We start from the raw sequence: 23,263 nt of genomic DNA on the forward strand, positions 1-23,263 counted from the left end.
GGGGGGGCGGAGGGGGGGGGGGGGTGGGCGGGTGGGGGGACCGGGGTCAGTCGCGCGGGGAGAGGAGGTAGCGGTTCAGGTCGGCGGTGAGGGCGTGGTCGACCGGGAGGGCCTCGCCGTCGACGGCGGTGATGGCCGCGGCGAGGCGGACGCTCGACACCAGCCATGCGGCATCCGCCGTGGCCAGATCCGTCGCCGGGATGCGGTCGTATCCGACCTCGAAGCCCTGGTCGGCGAGATGCTCGTACACGCTGAGCTGCGTCGTGCCGTGCAGGATGCCGCCGTTGGGAGCGGGCGTGACGAAGCGATCACCGAAGCGGAGGATCAGCGAAGCCGTCGGCGCCTCCAGCACGAAGCCGTCGCTCGACAGGAAGATCGCATCATCCGCGCCGCGCCGTCGGGCCTCCCGCAGTGCAGCCATGTTCACCGCGTACGACAGCGTCTTCGCTCCCAACAGCAGCCACGGCGCCCGCTCGGCCGCGCCCAGGTCGTACCCGCGGTCGAGGGTGACCACGCGCACGCCGTTCTCGCGCACAGCGGAGAAATCGGATGCCGGCGCCGCCGTCACCCATGCCGTCGGTGTGGGCCCGTGCTCGACGCCCCGGCTGAGGATGAGCTTGATCACCGATTCCCCCGCACCCAGTTGTGCAGCCGCTCGGTCGATGGCCTGACGCCATTGCGCGAGGTTCGGCACCGGCAGGTCGCACAGGCGTGCCGAGTGCGCGAGACGCTCGAGATGCGGGACGACCTCCTGCGCGTGGCCGTCGACCACACCGATCGACTCGAACACGCCGTCACCGCGCTGCGTGCTCAGCTCCCCCACACTGAGCGCGGGAGCGGCGGCATCCACCTGGGTGAACGTGTCGGCATAGTCGGAGCGCGGCTCCTCGGCGGCCACGGGATCGATCATGAGTGCGAAACGCCCGGTCATGATCCGAGCCTAGAGGGCGGGAATACCCATGGCCGCATCGCGTTACAATTGAACGGCCGGGCCGCATAACCCCGGGCTCCATTTTTCGCCGCTACGAGCGGCCTTCCGCCGAGAGGCGTTTTTGCGGCCCGGTCTTTTCTTGCCCGGTTGCTTTCTGCCCGGCCGGGCAGATGCCGGTCTCAGCTCAGTGCGCCCGTGCGCCACAGCACGGCGGCGGCCGCCAGATCCTGCGCGTAGCTGCTCAGTCGCAGCGCTCGCGCCGTCAGCTCGCTGGCCCGCGCCGGTTCGGTCGGCTCGTAGTCATCGGCGGTGTGGGTCGCCCCCGAGGCCTGCACGCGACAGAACGCGGCGGCCCGGTCGAGAGCCACGGCGAAGTCACCGCGGAACGCCCCGCGCAGAATCGTGTCGATGAGCGCGACGAGCTCGTCCGGGCTCGCCGGCACCGGGGCTCCGGCGATCACGACGTCGGCAGAAGCCAGCTCCACCCGCCCGCGGTCGTACAGCAGGGCGGCGGTGCGGGAGTCGGCGTGGATCGCCAGCTGCAGCACGTACAGGCGCCACAGAGCCCCCGGAAGCGTGCGAGACGGCGCCTTGGACCAGAGCTCCGCGATCTCGTCGATGCCGTGCTCGGAGGTGAAAGCGACGAGCCGCTCCGCGCTGGCGCCGCTCTCGTCCGCGCGCACGCGGGTCAGCAGAGCGGATGCCGTGGCGTGCGCGACCCGGGTCTCCTCGGCGGGATCGTGCGCGCCGACGATGTTGTCGAAGGAGGAGGTCGGTCGACGCACAGGGCGGTGGTGCTGCTCGGGCATCCCTCCAGGGTACGCGCGATCAGCGGCGTTCAGGCCGTGGGGATGACGATCACCGGGTCGGACGTCGGCTGCCCCGTCGGCGATCCGCCGGCCTGCTCGACCGTGACCGCGATCGCATCGCCCGCCTGCATGTCGCCGTCGAGCAGGGCGGTCGCATCTCCGCCGTCGACATCGAACACGCCTGCCGAGACGGGAGCGTCACCGCGCACGAACCAGAGTTCGTAGGTCTCGCCCTCCCCCGGACTCGGGAGCCCGTCGGCCACGAGCACGGCCTTTCCGACCGAGCCCGACCAGTGCGCCGTCGCCGTCCCGCCGTCATCGAGCTCGACCGTCGCCTGCTCGGCGTCTCCGGCCGCTTCGATCTCCTGCAGGGCGACCACGCTCGCGGGGCGGTTGAGCTGTTGGTTCAGGGCGACCGCGCCGACGCCGACACCGACGAGGACCGCGAGGCATGCAGCCAACGCGAAGACCGCGCGACCCCAACGGCGCGGCTTCCGCGTCGGAACCTCGTCGACGGACTCTTCCGCCGCACGACTCTCGGCCGCGGGTGCGGGCGCGGGCGCGGGTATGGGTTCCGGTGCAGGAGCGGCCGCACGCGGCTCGTCTGCGTCCGGTGCGCTCCCCTGCGGCGTCATGGCGATCTGGGCGAGCAGAGCCGATCGGATGCTCGCGGGTGGATCGACCGTCGCGGCCGTCTCGGCGAGCAGACCGGCCGCAGCGGCATCCGCCTCGACGATGGTCTGCCACTCGGGGTGTGCCGCGAGCGCATCACGGAAACGGCGCTCGTCTTCTGCCGAAAGCGCGTGCAGGGCGGCACCTGCCGCGAGCTCTGCGAATTCGTTCTCGTTCATGCCGTCACCCCCATCGCCGTGCGCAGACGGGTCAGCCCGTCTCGCATCCGTGTCTTTATCGTCCCCAGCGGCGCGCCCACCAGGGCCGCGATCTCGTTCTGACTGTAACCGCCGTAGTAGGCGAGGACGAGTGCCTCGCGCTGCACCTCAGGAAGCCCCGAGAGAGCGTCGACGACCTTCTCGCCTTCGATCCCCAACTCCACCTGCTCTGCCACGCTGTCGTGTGCCACTCCGATGTCCTTGAACCCGGCCCGCACATCGCGGTCGGCGCTCGACTGCGATGCCCGCACCCGGTCGACGGCCCGACGATGTGCGATCGTCATGACCCACGTTCGTCCTTGACCTCTGTTCGGAGCGAAGCGGGAAGCGGATTGCCAGATCTCCAGGAAGACCTCCTGCAGGACCTCCTCGCTCTGAGCCCGGTTCACCAGCACGCGGAGGATCAGCCCGAAGGCACGGGAGGAGAGGGCGTCGTAGAGCGCCGCGAACGCAGCCTGATCACCGTCGGCGACGCGCACGAGGAGGTCGCCGACGGCATCCTGCGTCGCACCGTCCTCCGGGACGTCCATTCCGTCGATGACCATCTCCACAAGCATGCCGCATCTCCTCTCCTTACCCGCGCAGACGTCACCCGAATGTGAAGGAATAGACCTGGATCCCCGGTGGCACGTCGAGCGTGAGGGTGCCTTCGTCGATGTCGTCCTGCTTCAGCAGCTCGTAGGAGCGTGGAGTCCCGTCGACCGCGATGGTCTCCGTCGAGCCGTCATCGCGGCGGAGCTCGATGTCTCCCGTCCCGGCGACCACGACCCGCACCTCGGCGGCGTGATACTCGAGGCTGATCCGGCCGTCGTCGCCCTCGGGCGTCGCGAACTGCGTCTCGATCGTCCAGTCGCCGTCGAGCGCGAAGCTGTCGGCCGGCTGATCCTTCGGGATCGTGTACGCATTCGTCCCGGCGCGGTAGTCGCCGTCGCCGCCGTAGTTCACGTCTTTCGACGAGCCGAGGAAGGTCTCCCTCGTCGTCGACCCCACATCGGGCGTGTCATCCTCGACGTCCGTCGCATCGGGCAGATCGACGGACGGATCCGCATCCTTCAGCAGCTCCCGGATCATCGACTCGGTCGCGGCGTAGTTGCCCTCGCCGAACGAGATGTGGCGCACGGTTCCCTCGGCATCGATCAGGTAGTGGGCGGGCCAGTAGCGGTTGCGGTAGTTCGTCCATGTCGACAGGTTGTTGTCGAGGGCGACGGGGTACTCGATGCCGAAGTCACGGGCTCCGGCTGCCACGTTGCCCGGATCCTTCTCGAAGGCGTACTCCGGAGAGTGGATGCCGATCACCTGGAGCCCCGCATCGCGGTATGTCTCATCCCAGGCCACGACGTGCGGAAGGGAGCGCTGGCAGTTGATGCACGAGTACGCCCAGAAGTCGATCAGCACCACCTGACCGCGCAGATCCTTCAGGTCGAGGGCCTCGCCGTTCGGCGTGTTCTGCCACTCCTGGATGCCCTTGATCGACGGGGCCGTGCCGCACGATTCCAGCTCTTCCGCGCCGTTGGTGCACTTGTCGAGGTCTTTGTTCTCGTCGTTGACGAGTCCGCCGAGATCGAGGGCGTCCTTCACCTGGTCGGAGTCGGCGATCTGCTCCTGCAGGGGCGCGGTGTAATCCGGGAGCAGACGTTGCAGGGCCTGGGGCACGTTGAACACGAGGCCGACGGCCAGCGCGATCATCGCGACACCCGCGGCGATGCGCAGTCCACGCTCCTTCGAGCGGAACGAGCGGATGCGCTCGACGACGCTGCGACCGGCGAGCGCGAAGATCAGCAGCGGCACAGCCACCCCGATCGAGAAGGACACGGTGAGGAGCACGGTTCCGATGCCGATCTGTCCGGTGGAGCCCGCGACGATGATGGCGGCCAGGACGGGGCCGGCGCAGGGCACGAACACCGCACCGAGCGCGAGGCCGACCCCGAAGCCACTCCCCCGGTTCTTCACCTCGCGCTGGCCGAACCGCTGGAACGGCCGCTCGAGGATGTGCTGGAACCGCGGCACGATGAGCCCGACGCCGATGATGATCAGCACCGCGATGCCGACCCAGCGGATGATGTCCTGCGGCAGGTTCAGCAGACCGAGCAGCAGGGAGCCGCCGAGCGTGACGAGCGTGAAGCTCAGCACCAGTCCGGCGATCACGAAGTAGGGGCGGCTCCGCTTGGCGGGCACCACCTCGTCTTCGTAGCGTGCCGACTGCGCGCCCCCGGTGAGGAAGATCACGGGCAGCACGGGCAGGATGCACGGCGAGATGCCGGTGATGAGCCCGCCGAGCAGGCCGATGATGATCAGGTCCATGAGGTCCCCACTTCTGTCGGGAGCTGTTCGCTCCGGGGACGACAACGGATTGGATTCCGTCGATCTGAGAGAATTCTGAGATTTCTCCCATCCGATCTCGAAGGTGCTCCGAACAGCCCTCGACGCCACGGAGAGGCCGTGGCTCAGTTCTGAAGGAGCTCGACATGTTCAGCACCAAGAAGAAGGTCACCGCAGCCATCACCCTCGGCCTGGCGAGCGCGTTCCTGCTCTCCGCCTGTTCGATGGGCAGCGGCAGCACCGCGGAGGAGTCCACCGAGCCCAAGACTCCGGAGACGTCGGAGTCGACGCCGATGGAGGAGATGGACCCGGCGGCGAACCTGGTCGGACCCGGTTGCGCCGCCTACGCGGAAGCCGTTCCGGAGGGCGCAGGCTCGATCCAGGGCATGTCCCAGGACCCGGTCGCCGTCGCCGCATCCAACAACCCGATGCTCACCACCCTGGTCGCGGCCGTGAGTGGACAGCTCAACCCCGATGTGAACCTCGTCGACACGCTCAACGGAGACGAGTTCACCGTGTTCGCACCGGTGGATGACGCTTTCGCGAAGATCGACCCCGCCACGATCGAGGCACTCAAGACCGACAGCGAGACGCTGAGCTCGATCCTGACGTACCACGTGGTCCCCGGCCAGATCGAGCCGGCCGACATCGAGGGCATGCACACGACCGTGCAGGGTGCCGACGTCGAGGTCACCGGCAGCGGCGACGAATGGATGGTCAACGACGCCAAGGTCGTCTGCGGTGGAGTCCAGACCGCGAACGCGACCGTGTACCTGATCGACACGGTCCTGATGCCCCCGGCTTCCTAAGCACGGGATGGCCGGGAGGAGGACCCGGCCGACGACCTTCCCGGGGTAGGGGGAGCCACCCGGGAAGGAAAAGGGGCCGTCGGCGACGTTCTGTCGCCGACGGCCCCTCGTCGTGCGCACTAGACTTTGGGGAGGGGCCTCTAGCTCAGTTGGCAGAGCATCGGACTTTTAATCCGCGGGTCGTGGGTTCGAGCCCCACGGGGCCCACCGTGAACGCCGCACCTCGGCATCCCTCTCAGGATTCGCCGTCGTGTGTGCCTGCCAGCAGTTCCTCGCGGATGTCGGCCACCCCACTGGGCAGGGACTCGCCTTCGAGTTCGAATGTCGGTGCTTTCGGGGTGCCGCCGATCGCGCACACCGCGACGGTGTCCTGGTCGTCCAGCGTCTTGGGGATGACCACGAACCAGAGGGACTTCTCCCCGAGCCATTCGGTGGTTGCCATGTCGGCGAAGTAGGTCGCGTCCGGCGCGAGGCTGCGCGTCCTCTCGGTGCAGAGTTTCACGAGCTGGGAGCCGGTGAACTCCGAGGCGGCCTCCGTCGGGTCCGGCGTCGGCGTGGCCGTCTGCGACGGCGCGGGAGTCGGCGACTCCGTGCCGGATGTCTCCGATGCCGACGGCGACGGGCTCGGGGCCGGCTCAGGGGCGCAGGCAGCGAGCAGAACGAGCATCGGCAGGAGGACGAGAGCAGGACGAACGCGCATGTCTGGATGCTACTGCCGGAGCAGCGGAATGCGACGGGAGCGCTCCGGAGACGCGGGCTTCTCCTGTATCACCGGCGCTACATCCCGGCCACCCCCTTCACACTTCGAAGCGTTCGGGCGAGGGTCGACTCATCCGCGATCCGCGGACGACTCTCCACGAAAGGACGACGAACCATGGCTCTCACCGGCAACCGAGTGGCATTTCTGGCGACGGACGGATTCGAGGACAGCGAGCTCACCAGCCCGTGGGATGCGGTGACGGCCGAGGGAGCCAGCGCGACGCTGATCGCTCCCGACGGCGCGGCGATCACCGGGAAGAACGGTCATGAGCAGGCCGTCGATCTGCTCGCCTCCGAGACGACGGCCGATCAGTTCGATGCGCTCGTACTGCCCGGCGGCGTCGTGAACGCCGACCACCTGCGCCTCGACAAGCCGTCGATCGCCCTGGCGCGGGCCTTCTTCGAGCAGCACAAGCCGGTGGGTGTGATCTGCCACGGCGCCTGGATCCTCATCGAGGCCGGGGTCGTGGACGGGCGGACGCTCACCAGCTACCCGAGCCTGACGACAGACCTCCGCAACGCGGGGGCGACCTGGGTGGACGAAGAGGTCGTGGTCGACGAGGGCCTCGTCTCCAGCCGCACGCCCGACGACCTGCCCGCCTTCAACGCGAAGCTCGTCGAGGAGATCGGCGAGGGGAAGCACTCCGGGCAGACCGCCTGACGGGGGTCTCAGTCAGCCGGCTCCACGGTGGGCGGAGTCCAACCCGACAGCTCGTCGAGCCGCGGCCGGTACAGACGGATCAGCAGATTCCACCCCTCCGGCGTAGGGACCTGGTTGGGACGGTCGTCGTCGAAGTCTCCGAGCCAGACGGTCAGACCCCCATCCGGGTCCTTCACTCCGAACACGTCGTTGACGTTGGTGGCACCCGAAGGTCCGGGCTCGAAATAGCCGTCGCCGTTGTAGACGCTGACGGAGTAGAACGCGTCCGCCGGCACGTCGCGAAGGGTGATCCGGTACCGCCCCGGCGGGAGGTCCGGAAACACGGATACGTACTGAGCCTCGTCGTCGGGCAGACCGCCCCAACCGGACGCGGTTCCCAGCAGGTGGTGCACGGGGTCGACCTGATCGACGCTCCCGAAGCTCCTCGAGTACCCGGGAAGACCCCGCGCCAGCGCCAGCAGTAGATCCCGCGTCGTCTTGTGCGTGTTCGCGTCGAAGCCCGACGACGTGAAAGGCCTCGCCGACGCGGCTTCGAGCCGCATCCCATCCTGGATGGCGTGGACCTCGGCGATGTCATCGGAATCGGACGGATCGAACAGGGTTCGCGCGGCGACGACCACGAAGTCGGAGCCGAACTCCTCCGTCGTCAGGTCGTACGTTCCCGACTCGTGCAGCACTCGATTGATGTAGTGGTCCTGGTTGATGACCATGACCGAGACGTACCGGTCGCCGACCGGCGGAAGCGTGAACCGCGCCCCCTGGGAGATGTCGACGATCGCGAACGAGTACAGTGTGTCGCGGTTCTGCCGGATCACGGGCTGGTTCTCGAGCGGGGCGAGCTGCCGATCGTGATAGATCTCGTTCACCGCTCCGGATAGCTGCAGCATGCGGCTGATCATCGCGTCGGTCTCCGCGCGGGCGAAGTTGTCCACATTCACGATCACGTCGGTCACATCGTCTCCTCGTCTTTCCGGCAATCCTGGCAGAGGACGCAGCCGCGCGGTGTGGCCGAAAGTCTCGATCCCTCAGACGCGCGCCCGGTGGCGCCGGACGGCGGCGCGGTTGGCGCAGCGCACGGAGCAGAAGCGCTGGCGACCGTTGCGGGTCACGTCGGCGACGACGTTCGTGCACGGCTCCGCCTGGCACCTGCCGAGCCTGTTCATCCCCCGCGTGACGAGGTGGAGCGACGTGCCGAGGCTGATGATCGCCCGCAGCACGTACGGCAGCGACGGCACGTCGTCACGGTAGTGCAGGTGCCAGCCTTCGCCGTCGTGGTTTGTGAGCCGCGGATAAGCGGCCGCGGCCGCGAGCTGGCCGTTGAGCAGCAGAGCGCGGGCGTCGGGGTCGGGCTCATCGACGATTGCGAGCCAGTCGTCGATGACCACCCTGACCTGCTCGTGGTCGTCGTCGGCCGGCGGGAAGGTCTGGGTCATGCCCAGTTCGAGGGTGCGCTCCTCGATCCCGGCACGATCGGCCGGCCAGTCGTTGGCCAGCGAAGCAGCCAGCAGCACCGCGTATTCGCCGTAAGGGTTGAGATGCATAAGACCATTACATCACGCTGGAGGCATGACCTCGCAGAACACGCTCCCGATCCCCCGCGTCCGACCCTCGGCAGAGACGCACGAGCATTCCTGGGTCGTCGAGTCCCGGCATCCGACGAGTGAGGGCGTCGTCCTCTACGTGCGGTGTGGGGACTGCGGCATACGCCGCGTCGACCTGCAGTCACACCCGCACACACCGCCGGCCGCGCTGAGTACGGAGGCGGGCGCGGGACGGGGCTGAGACTCAGGCCTCGACGATCTCACCGTTCCGCGGAACCCACCGGCCACCGCCGAGCCGAGCGAACAGGATCGGGACGCCCCGGGCGCCGCGCGCGAGCGTGTCGGAGACCTGAACGTGCACGTGCGGTTCGGTGCTGTTGCCCGAGTTCCCGCACTCGCACAGCTGCTCGCCGATCGCCACGTTCTGCCCCACCCTCACGCGGATGCTCCCTCTGCGCAGATGGGCGAGAAGCACGAGTCCGCCGCCCACGCGGACGACCACATGATTTCCGGCGATCGCCGGAGCACCCCCGCGGATGCGCGACGACTGAGTGAGCGCGTACGGGATCAGCGACAGCGGGGAACGACGCGCGACGTGGTCGATCTCGCCGTCGTGGACAGCCACGACCTCGCCCTCCACCGGGCTGAGGATCGGGCGGCCGAACCCCGCGAATGATTCTGGAGCCTCCGTGCCGGTCAGACTCGCGAGTGTGCGGGGCGCGCTGCGCCCGTCCGGATCGACAGGCACGAAGTCGATCGCGTGCGATGTGCCGAACAATTCCGTGCCGTGGCTCGGAACGCGGGATGCGGGACTGTTCTGAACCAGCCACCGCCCCGTGAACGGCAGAGCCAGCTCGACGGCATCCGGTGCGATCACGCCGTCAGCTCGATGAGCTTCCGTGTCGTGCGGAGGTTACGGGCGGTCCCGGAGACTCCCAGCGCCCGATCGAGCACGGCCTTGGTGAGCTTGGTGGAGTGCACGCCGCCGCTCCCGTAGTCGATCCACAGGTCGCGCCCGACCAGCGCTAGACGCTCCTCGGGCAGGAGCCGCTCCTCCAACGCCTCGACCGCTCCGTCGGACGGCGGCCCCTCGAGGAACATCGCGTGCACGAACTTCACGTCACCCTCGGGGAACGGCTGGGTGGACTCCGACGCGACCAACTGCGCGTGCGTGCGATGGATGACCGGGGTGTCGACCCCGAACTCCTCCTGGATCGCGGCGCGCACGGCCGCGCATGCGGCATCCGGGTTCTTCGGGGTCGCGCAGATGATGTTGCCGCTCGCGATGTAGGTCGACACGTCGGCGAGTTCGGTCTCGGTCGCCAGAACCTCCCGCAACCGCACCATCGGAACGCTGTTGCGCCCACTGACGTTCACGGCTCGGAGCAGCAGGACGCTGCGGCTCACGCGTCGGCGCTCTCGACCAGTTCCGCTCCCGCGTGCACGAGTTCGGCGAGGGCCGCTTCGCTCGGTTCCGGAGCAACCCCGGCGATGAGGTCGGTCAGGATGCGGACGCGCACGCCGTGTGCGATCGCATCCAGTGCAGACGCGCGCACGCAATGGTCGGTGGCGATGCCGACCACATCGGCGCTGAGCACTCCCGCGGCAGTCAGCAGGGCGCCCACGGTCTCCCCCGTCTCCGTCTGTCCCTCGAACATCGAATACGCCGGCTTTCCCTGCCCCTTGCGGACGTGGTGGGTCACGGCATCCGTCGCCAGGAGCGAGTCGTAATCCGCGCCTTCGGTGCCGGCGACGCAGTGCACCGGCCACGAGTCGACGAAGTCGGGAGTCTCGGCGAAGTGCCCGCCGTTGTCGCCCTCCGCGTCGTGCCAGTCCCGCGAGGCGATGATCACTGCGTAGTCGGAGGAATGCGCGGCGAGGAAGCCCGTGACAGCGGCAGCGACCGCATCACCGCCCGCGACCGCGAGTGCCCCGCCCTCGGTGAAATCGTTCTGGACATCGACGATGAGAAGCGCTCTGCTCATGCTTCGAGGGTACGCCGCAGGAACGGGAAAGGCCCCGTGATGTTCTTCGCATCACGGGGCCTTCGGAGCCGCTTGTCAGAATCGAACTGACGACCTTTTCATTACGAGTGAAATGCTCTGCCGACTGAGCTAAAGCGGCGTGCGACGCGTGAGCGGCGCGATCACCGATATTACCCTGTCTCGTGCTCGCTCGCGAATCGAGCCCGCTTCACTCGCAGCGCAGGCCGTCTTCGGGCACCACGTCGTCGAGCAGGAACGCCTCGACGGCGTCGTCCACGCACACGTTGCCCTTGTTGTAGCCGGTGTGTCCCTCGCCGACGCGGGTGATGAGGACGCCTTCTTCGAGCTGGTCGGCCAGCGACTCGGACCACTCGTACGGCGTTGCAGGATCGTTCGTCGTGCCGATCACGAGGATGGGGCCCGCGCCCTCAGCCGTGATCTCCCCGCGCGTGCCGGTCGGCGGGTAAGGCCAGACCTCGCAGGAGTCGGGTCCGGTCCAGTACGGGGCGATCGTCGGAGCACCCTCGGCGATCTTGGCCTCGGTCGCGGCTTCGGCGGCCGGGTCGTCTTCGACCGGGTAGTCCATGCAGTTGTATGCCCGGAAGGCCTCGGTGGAATTGTCGGTGTAGACCCCGTCGTCGCCGCGCTTGTTGTAGAAGTCGGCGAGCAGGAATGCGGTGGTCGGGTCACCCTGAAGCGCCTCGTCGAGGGCCTGGGTGAGGATCTCCCAACTCTCCTGCGCATACAGCGCGGCGATGATGGCCGTCAGCAGGGAGTCCGCACCCATCATCCGTCCGTCACCGTTCTCGAGCGGCGTGCGGTCGACGCTCGCCAGCAGCGCCCCGAGGTCGGCCATCGCCTCATCGACGGTGCCGTTGAACGGACAGCTTCCCGAGTCGAGGCAGTTCTGCATGTAGGCGCGAAGCGCCGACTCGAAGCCCAGCGCCTGAGTGGCGCCCACCTCGAGTCCCGGAACCGCGGGGTCGATCGCACCGTCGAGCACCAGGCGTCCGGCCTTCGCGGGGTACAGCTTGGCGTAGGTCGCGCCGAGGAACGTGCCGTAGGAGTACCCGAGGTAGTTCAGCTGCTTGTCGCCCAGCACGGCGCGGATCAGGTCCATGTCGCGGGCGGAGTTGACCGTGGTGATGTGGGGCAGGATGCCTTCACTGTTCGCCTCGCACGCCTCGGCGAACGACTTGTGCGCGTCGAGCAGCTCGGCCTCCCACTCGGCGGTGCCGCGGGCTGCGGAGGGGATGCCGTAGAGGTAGTCGTCCATCTCGGACGCGTCGTAGCAGGTCACCGCGGTCGAGCCGCCGACTCCGCGCGGGTCGAAGCCGATCACGTCGTAGTTCTCGATGAGATCGGGCCCGACGGCGAAGTCGAGGCTGCTCTGGACGAGCTCCACACCGCTCGAGCCGGGGCCGCCCGGGTTCGTCAACAGGGAGCCGACGGGGGTCCCCTGCGCTCGGTGCCGGATCACCGACAGGCTGATGTCACCGGCTCCCGGGTTCTCCCAGTCGAGCGGCGCCGTCACGTCGGTGCAGTCGAAGCCGGGACCGCAGTCCGTCCACTCGAGCTCCTGCGAGTAGAAGGGCAGCAGGTCCTCGGCGACACCCTCGGTGTCGGGGACGATGGTGGTCGCCGGCCGCGAGGACTGCTCGGGGATCATCGCGTAGAGGCAGCCCGAGAGGGCGACGGATGCCGCGGCGATGCCGGCGATGACCGCGGCGGCGCGACGGAAGCGGGAAGTCGATCGGTGATTCACGGTTTCCTCCCGCTCGTGATCGTCACGAGCAAGCTCTCCAGCGCGAGCAGCGGAGCGACGTTGCGCTCCAGCGACTGCCGCGTCTCGGCAAGGTGGTCAAGTACGACAAGGGTACGGGCCTCGGGCCAGGCCGATGCCAGGCCCTCCAGCTCGGAGCGCAGCTCGCTGTTGATGAGGTCGTCTCCGCGGCCGAACTGGAGCATGATGACGTCGCGGAACAGCGACTGCATGTCGGTCAGCACGCGGTCGATCCCGTCACGCAGGCTACGCGTGGCACGCTTCTTCTGATCGTCTTCGAGGGCCGAGAGCTGCGTGCGCAGCGCCGGAGGTACGGCCTGCCCCTCGGCGATGCCGATCGTGCGCAAGAGCGAAGCCCGTTCCTGCGCGTCGCGCTCCGCGGTCAGTGCTTTCGCGTCGTCGGTCGCGGCCTGGATGATCCGCCCCGCCACGTCGACCGCATCGCCGACACCGCGGACGCCGATGACCGCGCGAAGGGTCTCGTCGCGCCGACGCCGCGCCGCATCATCGGTGGCGAGTCGCTGCGCCATGCCGATGTGGCGCTGCGCGTGCCGAGCGGCCTGCTCGGCGACGGCTTCGTCGACCCCCGTGCGCAGGCTGATGAGCCGGGCGACATCGGCGACATCCGGCTCACGCAGTCGCAGGGAGCGCACCCGCGAGCGGATCGTCGGCAGCAGATCGGCCTCGCTGGGCGCGCACAGGATCCACACCGTCTGCTCGGGCGGCTCCTCGAGGGCTTTCAGCAGCACGTTGGAGGTGCGTTCGACCATGCGATCGGCGTCTTCGACCACGATGACGCGGTATCGACCGGCGGAGGGTGCGAAGTAGGAGCGCTCGACGAGAGCGCGGGCCTCGGCGATCGTGATGATGACCTTGTCGGTGCGGAGCGCCGTGACATCCGGATGGGTGCCCGCGAAGACCTGGCGCATCACCGCCTCATCGTCGGGGTGGTCGGCGATCAGCGCCGCCGCGAACGCGTAGGCGAGAGTCGAACGGCCGGATCCGGGCGGACCCGTGATCAACCAGGCGTGCGAGAGCGCAGCCGGATCGGATGCGGCCGCACGGAGCGTGTCGACGGCGGCATCCTGCCCCCACACATCCGCCCACGGGAAAGGAGCAGGAACGGTGGGAGGCATGCACTCAGCCTAATCGGGACCACCGACGCCGAACGGCACGGGTGTCGTTCGACCCGGTCAGCCCAGAAGAGCGGCGACCCGAGCGCGGATCTGCTCCGCGATCATCGACGGCGCTGCGGCGGCGTCGAGCACGAGGAACCTGTCGGGCTCGGCCGCCGCGAGGGCGAGGTACGCATCGCGCACGCGGCCGTGGAACTCCGCCTGTTCTGCTTCCAGTCGGTCGAACGGCTTGTCGGCGGAGTCGAGGCGGGTACGAGCCACCGTGGGGTCGAGGTCGAGCAGCACGGTCAGGTCGGGCAGCGCGCCTTCGGCCGCCCACAGGGACAGGTCGCGGATCTCCGTCGCATCGAGCACACGGCCGGCGCCCTGGTAGGCCACGGACGAGTCGAGGTAGCGGTCCTGCAGCACCACGTCGCCGCGGTCGAGTGCGGGCCGCACGACCGTCGAGACATGATGAGCGCGGTCGGCCGCATACAGCAGCGCCTCGGCGCGCGGCGCGATGTCACCGCGATGATGCAGCACGATGTCGCGGATGAGCTGCCCGACTTCGGATCCGCCGGGTTCCCGCGTGCGCACGACCGTTCGGCCCGTGCTTTCGAGCCACTCCGCGAGAAGGTCCGACTGCGTAGTCTTTCCCGTGCCGTCGCCGCCTTCGAGCGTGATCCACACCCCGTGGCCCGGGGTCACGAGCCCGCCTTCTCCGCAGCCTTCGCGGCGGCGTTGGCGGCACGCGTGGCCGCAGCCTTCTTCGCCGCTGCCGAACGTGCGGCCGACGTCGCCGCCGTGGTCTTCTTCGCCGGAGTCTTCTTCGCGGGAGTCTTCTTCGCCGCGGTCTTGGCTGCGGGCTTCTTGGCGGGCGCCTTCTTGGCCGGCGCCTTCTTGGCTGCACCGCGCTTCGGGGCCGGGCCCTTGGCACGCTTGTCGGCGAGCATCTGCACGGCGATCTCGAAGGTGATGTCGTCGACGGTCTGGCCACGCGGGATCGTGACGTTCGTCTCACCATCGGTCACGTAGGCGCCGAAGCGGCCGTCGCGGATGCGGATCGGCTTGCCACTGACGGGGTCCGCCTCGAACTCGGCCAGTGCGCTGGATGCGCGGCGTCCGGCGCCGTACTTCGGCTGGGAGTAGATCTCGAGCGCCTGTTCGAGCGTGACGTCGAAGATCTGCGACTCGCTCTCGAGCGACCGCGAATCGGTGCCCTTCTTCAGGTACGGACCGAAGCGTCCGTTCTGCGCCGTGATCTCGTCACCGGATTCGGGGTCGACGCCCACCACTCGCGGCAGGCTCAGCAGCTTCAGGGCCGTGTCGAGGTCGATCTCGTCGACGGACATCGAGCGGAAGAGCGATGCGGTGCGCGGCTTCGGGGCCGCCTCCTTCTTCGCGCCGCGCTTCGGCTTCGGGGCCTCGACGACCTCGCCAGTCGTCTCGTCGACCGCGGCGTCCTCGGACACCGGGTCGTTCTCCTGCACATACGGTCCGAACCGGCCGTCCTTGACGACGACGATCTTGCCGTTCTCCGGGTTCTCGCCCAGCACGCGGTCGCCCGCGACGGGAGCATCGATGAGCTCCTGTGCCTTCTCGGCGGTCAGCTCGTCGGGCGCGAGGTCTTCCGGCACGTTGACGATGCGCGGCTTGGCGTCGGGGTTCTCCGGGTCGGTGACCTCGAGGTACGGGCCGTACTTGCCGAAGCGCAGCGTGGCCGTGTCGGTGATGCGAGTGGAGTTGAGGGCACGCGCGTCGATCTCGCCGAGGTTGTCGACGACCTGGCGAAGCCCCGTGTGCGAGTCGGAGCCGAAGTAGAACGACTTGAGCCACTCCACCCGGTTCTGCTCGCCGCGGGCGATCGTGTCGAGGTCGTCCTCGAGCGCGGCGGTGAAGTCGTAGTCGACCAGCTCGGCGAAGTGCTCCTCGAGCAGCCGGACCACGCTGAACGCGAGCCAGGTCGGCACGAGGGCCTGTCCGCGCTTGACCGCGTAGCCGCGGTCGAGGATGGTCTCCGGGATCGAGGCGAACGTCGAGGGACGGCCGATGCCCTTCTCCTCGAGCACCTTCACGAGCGAGGCCTCGGTGTAGCGCGGCTTCGGCGTGGTGCGATGCCCCTTCGCCTCGGCATCCGCCACCGCGAGCTGATCGCCGACGGCCACGGCGGGCAGCGACTGGTTCTCGGCGGCATCCGCATCGCCGCGCTTCTCGTCGCGCCCCTCTTCGTAGGCCTCCAGGAAGCCCTTGAAGGTGTACACGGTTCCGGACGCCGTGAACTCCGCCTTCTTCCCGGCGGCGTCGACGGCGATGGTGACCGTGGTGGTCTCGTACTTCGCGTCGGACATCTGGCTGGCGACCGTGCGCTTCCAGATCAGGTCGTAGAGGCGCTGCTCGTCACGATCCAGTTCCGACGACAGAGAGGCCGGCGTGCGGAAGTTGTCACCGGAGGGGCGGATCGCCTCGTGCGCCTCCTGCGCGTTCTTGCTCTTGGATTTGTAGACGCGCGGCTTCAGCGGCACCGCGGCGTCGCCGTACAGCGCGACCGCCTGGCTCCGCGCCGCCTGCACCGCCTGGGTGCTCAGCGACGTGGAGTCGGTACGCATATAAGTGATGTAACCCTTTTCGTACAGCCGCTGGGCCACACCCATCGCCTGCTTGGCGCCCATCGACAGCTTGCGCCCCGCCTCCTGCTGCATCGTCGAGGTCGTGAACGGCGCGTACGGGCTGCGCGTTCCCGGCTTGGCCTCGACCTTGGTCACGCTTCCGGTGCCGACGGCGTCGACCGCCTCGGCGAGCGCTGCGGCGGTGGCCTCGTCGAGGATGACGACGGCCTTCTTGAGCTTTCCGTCATCATCGAAGTCGGTGCCGCGGGCGAGCTGGCCGCCGTCGACACGCACGAGACGGATCTTGAAGGATGTGCCGGTCGCGGCCGCCTGGGCGTCGACGTCCCAGTATTCGGCAGAGGTGAACGCCATGCGCTCGCGCTCCCGGTCGACGATCAGGCGGGTGGCGGCGGACTGCACGCGTCCGGCCGAGATGCCCGTCTTGACCTTGTACCAGAGCACAGGCGAGACGTCCCAGCCGTACAGACGATCGAGGATGCGGCGGGTCTCCTGCGCGTCGACGAGGTCGTGATCGAGCTCACGCGTGTTGCCGACCGCGGCCTGGATCGCGTCCTTGGTGATCTCGTGGAACACCATGCGCTTTACGGGGACCTTGGGCTTGAGCGTCTCAAGCAGGTGCCAGGCGATCGCCTCGCCCTCGCGGTCCTCATCAGTGGCGAGCAGGAGCTCGTCGGCGCTCTTCAGGGCGCGCTTGAGTTCGGCGACCGTCTTGGTCTTGCGATCGGAGACGACGTAGTACGGGTCGAACCCGTTGTCGATGTCGATGGAGTACTTCCCATACGCCTGCTTGTCGGCGGCCGGGATGTCCTTCTTGTCAGCGAGGTCGCGGATGTGGCCGACGGAGCTGAGTACCTCATAGCCGTCGCCGAGGTATCCCTGAATAGACCGCATCTTCGTCGGGGACTCGACGATGACGAGCTTCTTGCCTTCAGCCAAGGGTGCGTCCTTTCTTCGAAGCACACCATACACACCACTGTGTGGGGTCGTTCACAGTGAGTGAGGTCGCACGGCCGTCACTGTCCCTCGGGTGGCCCGGCACGGGCTCGGGAGACGGCTGCGAGTCCAGCGTACGCCGCCTGCACCTCCACGGTCGCCACGAAGCCCTCGAGCGAGCAGCCGGTGAGCGCCGCGCCCGCCGCCTCCGCAACCCGCCCGGCGAGCGCGCAGGGCTCCGCTGCGTTCGGCACGGCGCCGCTCGCGGCATCGGCTGCGGCGAGCGCCGCGGCATCAGCCGCCCCGGCAGCGCGCTGCGCCGTCACCGCCGCTCCACCGACGGCGGCGAGCCCGAGCGAGAGCGCGGCCGCGGCCGCCAAGACCCCCGCGGCCACCGCCGTGCCCGCCATCAGCGGCCTCCGTCGAGCGCACAGCTCGACGCCTGCAGTGGCAGCCGCACCAATGCGCCGATGGAGGCCTCGAACGTCGCCGTGACGCACACCAGGTCGCCCGAGTGCGACGTCGAGATCCCGGCGCCCGAGACGGCCGCGCCCACCACGCGCTGCGCGGCGTCCGCGCCCTCGCCGCGCCCGAGGAGACGGGCCGCATCCGCCGACGCATCCTGCAGCGCCACCTGGCGCGAAGCCGCGCCGAGCGCGCCCGCACCGAGGAGGAGCGTCAGGACCACCACGGGCAGCGCGAGAGCGAGCTCTGCGGCGACGGAGCCTCGCTCCCCCACCCCGCCGCGACCCGCGCTCCTCCGGATAGGCATCACGACACGGTGAGCGCGCGCCGGACGAGATCGGTGAGGATGCCGCGAACCTCATCGGACCGCATGATCACGACGAGGAGCCCGGCGAAGGCGACCGCGGCCATCGTGGTGATGGCGTACTCGGCCGTGGCTGCACCGGTGTCGTCGCCGAACAGCGCAGCCGCGCGGCGCCGGTCGAGTCGGGGGATGTTGATCATGATGTACCTCTTTCTCTGTGTGATGGTTTCGTCTCGGTGGGTGGTCTCCGCAGGTGCACGGAGCCCGCTCACAGGGGCAGCGGTGTCGCGGCCAAGACGCTGAGCAGCATCGGTGCCACGCCGAGCAGGAGGAAGGCGGGCAGGGTGCACACGCCGAGCGGGATGAGCAGCTGCGTCGAGAGCTTCGCCGCGCCCAGTCGGCCGTGCACCCGCGCGGCATGCCGATCCTGCGCGGCGGACGCTCGGAGAAGCTCCACAGCGGGCACGCCGGCTGTGCGGGACAGCTCCAGCACCGACCGGATGCCCTCTTCGGCCCCGCCGTCGGCCGAGCTCTCGGCGACCAGACGGAGGGCACGATCGATGGATGCGCCCCCGGCGAGCGCGACGGCCACCAGTTCGGCCCGCATCCCGGGTGTGCCAGGCTCGGGCGCAGCGCGGCGGAGCAGCCGCCTGGTCCACAGCCGCGCCGCGAGCACGAGCAGCAGGCCCGCCACCACGCAGGCGGCGCCCAGCGGGTTGCCGACGATGACCCCGATGGTGTCGAAGCCGAGCGCGAAGCCGAGGAGGAGTCCGGCGAACGGCATCCACAGCAGCAGACGCGCCGTTCCCGCAGGCTCGGCGAGTGCGATGCGCACGTCGTCAGCGGCGGACGCGGCATCGCGAAGGGATTCGGCGATGATCCTGAGCACCTCCGCGAGCGGGGCTCCGACTGTCGTGGCGATCTCCCACGCGGCCGCGAGGTCGACCCAGGCCCCACCCTCGGCCTCGATGGCGTCGAGAAGGGGCACTCCCGCCTCGACTCGGTCGGTCACGGCCACCGCGTGGGGATCGCCGATGCCGGCGAGGTGCCGCCAGGCGACGACCGGCACAGCGCCTGCCTGCAGCAGCACGGCCAACGTCTGCACCGAGGTCGCGGCGTCGCTCGGTCCCGTCCCGCTCTCGCTCGTGGCAGAACGACGCCGGATCACCACGGTGTCACCTCCTCGATGTCCAGCCGGTCGCCCGCCATCACGAGTCGCCCTGCCTGACGGATCCGACGCACGCCGCCGGGGGCACGGTCGAGATGCAGCACCACGGTGAAAGCACTCACCGCCTGCCGCGCGAGGGCGACCGCGTCCATGCCGGCCAGCGCGCCGAGGGCCTCGAGCCGGGCGGGCACATCGCGGAGTCCGCTGGCGTGCATCGTGCCGGCACCGCCGTCGTGCCCGGTGTTGAGCGCGGTGAGCAGCTCGCGGACCTCTTCCCCGCGGCATTCTCCGACCACCAGCCGGTCGGGCCGCATGCGCAGAGACTCCCTCACCAGCCGAGCGAGTGTGATCCCTCCCGCTCCTTCGACGTTCGCCTGGCGTGCCTCGAGCGCGACGTGATGGGGGTGGCGCGGTCGAAGCTCGGCGACGTCTTCGATCGTGACGATCCGTTCGGTCGCGGACACCTCGGAGAGCAGCGCGGACAGGAGCGTCGTCTTGCCCGTGCCGGTGCCGCCGGTGATGAGGATGTTCGCCCGCTCGGCCACCAAGCCGACGAGCCAGGCCCGCTGGCGTGCACCGAAGGAGCCGAGCGCGGCGAGCGCCTCGAGGTCGGCTGCCCGCACCCGAGGGATGCGGATGGAGAGCGCGGTGCCGGTCGTCGAGACCGGAGCGAGGACGGCGTGCACGCGGATGCCGGAATCGAGACGGACGTCGACGCACGGAGCCTGGTCGTCGAGATGGCGTCCGCCGAGACCGACGAGCGCGACGGCGAGGTCTCGGACCTCACGCTCCGACGCCCGCCATCCGTTCACCGGCTCGGCGCCGCTGCCTCGGTCGACGAACAGGCCGCCCCCACCGTTGACGAAGACATCGGTGACGGCGTCGTCGATGTGCGGGAGGAGCGGGCCGAAGGCGGGGTCGAGCCGCAGCGGTTCGGGAGCGGCCTCCGTCGCACCAGCGAGAGGGGATGAGCCTCGGGGTTGGATGACGAAGGAATCGGACATACCGCGAAGGTAGGCGGCACGAACGGCGGGAGGGTGGGGATGCGCAACCGAACCTCGGACGCTGTGCAGAAGCTCCGCGGTGACCGGCCGGTGCAGGAGACGGACGGGCCACGACGCACCGAGAACGGGAGCGCTCCCAACGGAATGGGCGGCATCTCACGGGGGGAATGAGATGCCGCCCACGGCGATGCACGATTGGGGGAATCGGGCATGCCAAGGCCGGAATGAGATTTCGGCTGTCGTCGAGTGTACGCAAGGCAACCGTCCTGACAAAACCGGCGCGACTACCGACTTTCGGCAGTATGCGATGTGTGGCCGCGCGGATAGATTCGCCCTGACCAGGCCGTCCACCCCCACGGTCGGGCTCGAACGACCCGAATGCCGCAAAGGAGCGTCTGCCGATGAGCAGCCAGATCGACCACCTTCTCGACGAGACCCGGCGGTTCGCACCGTCGGAGGAATTCGTCGCCCAGACCATCTCATCGCCCGAGCTCTATGAGCGCGCCGCCACCGACCGCGAGGCGTTCTGGGGTGAGCAGTCCCGCGAGCTGGTGCACTGGCACAAGCCGTTCACACAGGTGCTCGACTGGACGAACCCGCCGTTCGCGAAGTGGTTCGACGACGGCGCGCTGAACGTCGCGTACAACTGCCTCGACCGTCACGTCGAGGCCGGGAACGGCGACCGCGTCGCCCTGCACTGGGAGGGCGAGCCCGGAGATTCCCGGCGCATCACGTATGCCGAGCTGACCGAAGAGGTCAAGCGGGTCGCCAACGTCCTCGAAGGGCTCGGCATCGGCCAGGGCGACCGCGTCGCGATCTACCTGCCCATGATCCCGGAGGCGATCGCCTCGATGCTCGCCGTCGCCCGTCTCGGTGCGATCCACTCGGTGGTGTTCGGCGGATTCAGCGCCGACAGCCTCCGCTCGCGCATCGACGACGCGGGGGCGAAGCTCGTCATCACCGCGGACGGCGGCTACCGCAAGGGCCGCGTCTCCGCGTTGAAGCCGGCGGTGGACCAGGCCCTCGCCGATCGCGGCGAGGGTGAGCAGCAGACCGTCGAGCACGTCCTCGTGGTCCGGCGCGGCGAGAACGAGGTGGACTGGATCGAAGGCCGCGACCTCTGGTGGCACGACGTGGTTCCGGCGGCATCCGCCGAGCACACGGCGCAGGCCTTCCCCGCGGAGAACCCGCTGTTCATCCTTTACACGTCAGGGACCACCGGAAAGCCCAAGGGCATCCTCCACACCTCCGGCGGCTACCTCACCCAGGCCGCGTACTCGCACAGGTACGTCTTCGACCTGCATCCGGAGACCGACGTCTTCTGGTGCACGGCCGACATCGGATGGATCACCGGGCACAGTTACGTCACCTACGGTCCGCTCGCGAACGGCGCCACCCAGGTTCTCTACGAAGGCACGCCCGACGCACCGCACCCCGGCCGTTGGTGGGAGATCATCGAGAAGTACAAGGTCTCGATCTTCTACACCGCGCCGACGGCGATCCGCTCGTTCATGAAGATCGGCCGCAGCGTTCCGAAGAAGTTCGACCTGTCGTCGCTGCGACTGCTCGGCTCGGTGGGCGAGCCCATCAACCCCGAGGCGTGGATGTGGTACCGCGAGGTCATCGGCGCCGGCAAGACCCCGATCGTCGACACGTGGTGGCAGACGGAGACCGGAGCGATCATGGTCTCCGCCCTCCCCGGCGTCACGGAGACCAAGCCCGGATCGGCTCAGGTTCCACTGCCGGGCATCTCGATCGACGTCGTCGACGAGCAGGGCGTCGAGGTCGGCAACGGCAACGGCGGGCTGCTCGTGATCACCGAACCCTGGCCGAGCATGCTGCGCGGCATCTGGGGCGATCCGGAGCGCTACCGCGAGACGTACTGGGAGAAGTTCGAGGATCAGGGCTACTACTTCGCGGGCGACGGCGCCCGCCTCGACGAGGACGGCGACCTGTGGCTGCTCGGCCGCGTCGACGACGTCATGAACGTCTCGGGTCACCGTCTCTCCACCGCCGAGATCGAGTCGTCGCTGGTCGCGCACGAGGCGACCGCCGAAGCTGCCGTGGTCGGCGCATCGGATGAGACCACCGGCCAGGCAGTCGTGGCCTTCGTCATCATCAAGGAGAGCTACCTCGCCGAACACGAGCCAGCAGGCCTTGCCCAGCTGCTGCGCCTGTGGGTCGGCGAGCAGATCGGGGCGATCGCCCGCCCGCGCGACGTGTACATCGTCGGCGAGCTGCCGAAGACCCGCTCCGGCAAGATCATGCGGCGACTCCTGCGCGACGTCGCCGAAGGCCGCGAGGTCGGCGACACGACGACGCTGGCCGACACCGCGGTCATGAGCATCATCTCGGCGCAGGTGAAGTAGCACTCCCCGCGTACGAAGAACGCGCCTTCCCGATCCGGGGAGGCGCGTTCTCTCATGTGCGGCACGGATGTGCCGGATGGCCGGATGGCCGGATGCTCAGGCGAGGATGAAGGTCACCTCGACCTCGACCGGGCTGCCGAGGGGAAGCTCTGCGACGCCCACGGCCGCACGGGCATGGCGCCCGGCCTCGCCGAAGATCTCGCCGAGCACCTCGCTGGCGCCGTTGATGACGCCGGGCTGACCCGTGAAGGCTTCGGCGGAGGCGACGAAGCCGCCCACGCGGAGCACCCCGCCGATGCGGTCGACGCCGCCCGCGGCATCCGCCGCCGCGGCGAGGGCGTTCAGAGCGCAGGTGCGCGCGTATGCCTTCGCGTCCTCCGCCGAGATCGCGTCTCCGACCTTGCCGACGGCGGGGAGCGCACCGGCGACGAACGGGAGCTGACCCGAGGTGTAGACGAGGCCGCCGTGCACGACCGCGGGAACGTAGGCCGCGACGGGTGCGGCGACCGCGGGCAGCTCGATGCCGAGCTCGGCCAGGCGGGCGGCGACGCTCACGCCTGGCCTCCCTCGAACTGACGGGCCGCCTGCTCCGCGGCTGCGAGGCCGGCGTTCGCCGAGGAATCCGACGTGACCGGACGCTTCAGGTAGGCGACGAGACCTCCTTCGGGACCCTGCACGACCTGCACGAGCTCCCAGCCCTGCTTGCCCCAGTTGTTGAGGATGGCTGCCGTGTTGTGGATCAGCAGCGGCGTGGTGAGGTACTCCCACGTGGTCATGGCACTCCTGTCGAT

General features: G+C 69.0%; 26 protein-coding genes and 2 tRNA genes. 5 read left to right on the plus strand and 23 right to left on the minus strand.

Going from position 1 to position 23,263, the window contains the following annotated elements; translation table 11 throughout:
- Positions 1–46: 46 nt before the first annotated feature.
- The 5 genes from AC6CHX_RS13375 to AC6CHX_RS13395 form a co-directional block, all read right to left on the minus strand.
- A complete protein-coding gene (locus tag AC6CHX_RS13375) occupies positions 47–931 on the minus strand; it encodes an aminodeoxychorismate lyase (RefSeq protein ID WP_498273212.1) in 885 nt (294 codons plus the stop codon).
- A gap of 179 nt (positions 932–1,110) precedes the next feature.
- Positions 1,111–1,740 (minus strand): DNA-directed RNA polymerase subunit beta, encoded by a 630-nt coding sequence (locus AC6CHX_RS13380; RefSeq protein WP_136040579.1) that lies wholly within the window; start codon positions 1,738–1,740, stop codon positions 1,111–1,113.
- Positions 1,741–1,769: 29 nt separating this feature from the next.
- Positions 1,770–2,591: an anti-sigma factor gene (locus tag AC6CHX_RS13385; protein ID WP_498273213.1), complete on the minus strand. Its 822-nt coding sequence runs from the start codon at positions 2,589–2,591 to the stop codon at positions 1,770–1,772.
- Entirely contained in the window at positions 2,588–3,187 is a 600-nt protein-coding gene (gene sigK, locus AC6CHX_RS13390; RefSeq protein ID WP_029262786.1) for an ECF RNA polymerase sigma factor SigK, read from the minus strand. The genes AC6CHX_RS13385 and sigK overlap by 4 nt, the downstream gene beginning before the upstream one ends.
- A 31-nt stretch (positions 3,188–3,218) precedes the next feature.
- Positions 3,219–4,931, minus strand: a complete 1,713-nt coding sequence (locus AC6CHX_RS13395) for a cytochrome c biogenesis protein DipZ (protein ID WP_498273214.1) — start codon at positions 4,929–4,931, stop codon at positions 3,219–3,221.
- A gap of 164 nt (positions 4,932–5,095) precedes the next feature.
- Here AC6CHX_RS13395 and AC6CHX_RS13400 point away from each other — a divergent pair, with 164 nt between their 5' ends.
- Positions 5,096–5,758 (plus strand): fasciclin domain-containing protein, encoded by a 663-nt coding sequence (locus tag AC6CHX_RS13400; protein ID WP_498273215.1) that lies wholly within the window; start codon positions 5,096–5,098, stop codon positions 5,756–5,758.
- Positions 5,759–5,892: 134 nt separating this feature from the next.
- Positions 5,893–5,965 (plus strand) — tRNA-Lys (locus AC6CHX_RS13405).
- A 28-nt stretch (positions 5,966–5,993) separates the two neighbouring features.
- Here AC6CHX_RS13405 and AC6CHX_RS13410 read toward each other — a convergent pair.
- Complete coding sequence (locus tag AC6CHX_RS13410; RefSeq protein ID WP_498273216.1) at positions 5,994–6,458, minus strand: hypothetical protein; 465 nt, start codon at positions 6,456–6,458, stop codon at positions 5,994–5,996.
- Between the two features lie 174 nt (positions 6,459–6,632).
- Between AC6CHX_RS13410 and AC6CHX_RS13415 the strand changes: the two genes are divergently transcribed.
- Complete coding sequence (locus AC6CHX_RS13415; RefSeq protein WP_376100474.1) at positions 6,633–7,178, plus strand: type 1 glutamine amidotransferase domain-containing protein; 546 nt, start codon at positions 6,633–6,635, stop codon at positions 7,176–7,178.
- Positions 7,179–7,186: 8 nt separating this feature from the next.
- Here the strand turns inward: AC6CHX_RS13415 and AC6CHX_RS13420 are convergent, their stop codons facing one another.
- Together AC6CHX_RS13420 and AC6CHX_RS13425 are read right to left on the minus strand one after the other, a co-directional pair.
- Entirely contained in the window at positions 7,187–8,131 is a 945-nt protein-coding gene (locus AC6CHX_RS13420; RefSeq protein ID WP_498273217.1) for a DUF1254 domain-containing protein, read from the minus strand.
- Between the two features lie 72 nt (positions 8,132–8,203).
- Positions 8,204–8,719: a CGNR zinc finger domain-containing protein gene (locus AC6CHX_RS13425; protein ID WP_498273218.1), complete on the minus strand. Its 516-nt coding sequence runs from the start codon at positions 8,717–8,719 to the stop codon at positions 8,204–8,206.
- Positions 8,720–8,744: 25 nt separating this feature from the next.
- Here AC6CHX_RS13425 and AC6CHX_RS13430 point away from each other — a divergent pair, with 25 nt between their 5' ends.
- Positions 8,745–8,960, plus strand: coding sequence for a hypothetical protein (locus AC6CHX_RS13430; protein ID WP_498273219.1), 216 nt, complete (start codon positions 8,745–8,747; stop codon positions 8,958–8,960).
- A 3-nt stretch (positions 8,961–8,963) separates the two neighbouring features.
- Here AC6CHX_RS13430 and AC6CHX_RS13435 read toward each other — a convergent pair whose 3' ends face one another.
- The 13 genes from AC6CHX_RS13435 to AC6CHX_RS13495 form a co-directional block, all read right to left on the minus strand.
- Complete coding sequence (locus AC6CHX_RS13435; protein ID WP_498273220.1) at positions 8,964–9,596, minus strand: M23 family metallopeptidase; 633 nt, start codon at positions 9,594–9,596, stop codon at positions 8,964–8,966.
- On the minus strand, positions 9,593–10,126 hold the full coding sequence (locus AC6CHX_RS13440) for a DUF1697 domain-containing protein (protein ID WP_498273221.1): 534 nt from the start codon (positions 10,124–10,126) through the stop codon (positions 9,593–9,595). The genes AC6CHX_RS13435 and AC6CHX_RS13440 overlap by 4 nt, the downstream gene beginning before the upstream one ends.
- Positions 10,123–10,704, minus strand: coding sequence for an isochorismatase family protein (locus AC6CHX_RS13445; protein WP_498273222.1), 582 nt, complete (start codon positions 10,702–10,704; stop codon positions 10,123–10,125). The genes AC6CHX_RS13440 and AC6CHX_RS13445 overlap by 4 nt, the downstream gene beginning before the upstream one ends.
- A 66-nt stretch (positions 10,705–10,770) precedes the next feature.
- Positions 10,771–10,843 (minus strand) — tRNA-Thr (locus tag AC6CHX_RS13450).
- A 69-nt stretch (positions 10,844–10,912) separates the two neighbouring features.
- On the minus strand, positions 10,913–12,469 hold the full coding sequence (locus AC6CHX_RS13455; RefSeq protein WP_498273223.1) for an alpha/beta hydrolase: 1,557 nt from the start codon (positions 12,467–12,469) through the stop codon (positions 10,913–10,915).
- The gene (locus tag AC6CHX_RS13460; protein ID WP_498273224.1) at positions 12,466–13,623 is read right to left on the minus strand and encodes a DNA polymerase III subunit delta'; all 1,158 of its coding nucleotides are present in this window, start codon (positions 13,621–13,623) and stop codon (positions 12,466–12,468) included. The genes AC6CHX_RS13455 and AC6CHX_RS13460 overlap by 4 nt, the downstream gene beginning before the upstream one ends.
- Positions 13,624–13,680: 57 nt before the next feature.
- Positions 13,681–14,310, minus strand: coding sequence for a dTMP kinase (tmk, locus tag AC6CHX_RS13465; RefSeq protein WP_498273225.1), 630 nt, complete (start codon positions 14,308–14,310; stop codon positions 13,681–13,683).
- Positions 14,307–17,165, minus strand: coding sequence for a type I DNA topoisomerase (gene topA, locus AC6CHX_RS13470; RefSeq protein WP_498273226.1), 2,859 nt, complete (start codon positions 17,163–17,165; stop codon positions 14,307–14,309). Before topA ends, tmk begins: the two co-directional genes overlap by 4 nt.
- 77 nt (positions 17,166–17,242) lie before the next feature.
- Positions 17,243–17,572 carry a helicase gene (locus AC6CHX_RS13475; RefSeq protein ID WP_452326575.1) on the minus strand — a complete coding sequence of 110 codons (330 nt, stop codon included), beginning with the start codon at positions 17,570–17,572 and terminating at the stop codon, positions 17,243–17,245.
- Positions 17,572–17,934: a TadE family type IV pilus minor pilin gene (locus AC6CHX_RS13480; RefSeq protein WP_498273227.1), complete on the minus strand. Its 363-nt coding sequence runs from the start codon at positions 17,932–17,934 to the stop codon at positions 17,572–17,574. Before AC6CHX_RS13480 ends, AC6CHX_RS13475 begins: the two co-directional genes overlap by 1 nt.
- Positions 17,934–18,131: a DUF4244 domain-containing protein gene (locus tag AC6CHX_RS13485; RefSeq protein ID WP_136040625.1), complete on the minus strand. Its 198-nt coding sequence runs from the start codon at positions 18,129–18,131 to the stop codon at positions 17,934–17,936. The genes AC6CHX_RS13480 and AC6CHX_RS13485 overlap by 1 nt, the downstream gene beginning before the upstream one ends.
- A gap of 68 nt (positions 18,132–18,199) precedes the next feature.
- Complete coding sequence (locus AC6CHX_RS13490) at positions 18,200–19,102, minus strand: type II secretion system F family protein (protein WP_498273228.1); 903 nt, start codon at positions 19,100–19,102, stop codon at positions 18,200–18,202.
- Positions 19,096–20,103, minus strand: coding sequence for a TadA family conjugal transfer-associated ATPase (locus AC6CHX_RS13495; RefSeq protein WP_498273229.1), 1,008 nt, complete (start codon positions 20,101–20,103; stop codon positions 19,096–19,098). Before AC6CHX_RS13495 ends, AC6CHX_RS13490 begins: the two co-directional genes overlap by 7 nt.
- 401 nt (positions 20,104–20,504) lie before the next feature.
- Here AC6CHX_RS13495 and acs point away from each other — a divergent pair, with 401 nt between their 5' ends.
- Positions 20,505–22,472, plus strand: a complete 1,968-nt coding sequence (acs, locus tag AC6CHX_RS13500) for an acetate--CoA ligase (protein ID WP_498273230.1) — start codon at positions 20,505–20,507, stop codon at positions 22,470–22,472.
- A gap of 96 nt (positions 22,473–22,568) precedes the next feature.
- Here acs and AC6CHX_RS13505 read toward each other — a convergent pair whose 3' ends face one another.
- Complete coding sequence (locus AC6CHX_RS13505) at positions 22,569–23,027, minus strand: RidA family protein (protein WP_498273231.1); 459 nt, start codon at positions 23,025–23,027, stop codon at positions 22,569–22,571.
- Positions 23,024–23,248, minus strand: coding sequence for a Sp36 family protein (sp36, locus tag AC6CHX_RS13510; protein ID WP_376100509.1), 225 nt, complete (start codon positions 23,246–23,248; stop codon positions 23,024–23,026). The genes AC6CHX_RS13505 and sp36 overlap by 4 nt, the downstream gene beginning before the upstream one ends.
- Positions 23,249–23,263: the final 15 nt, after the last annotated feature.

The organism is Microbacterium sp. GQ128, from assembly GCF_059758615.1.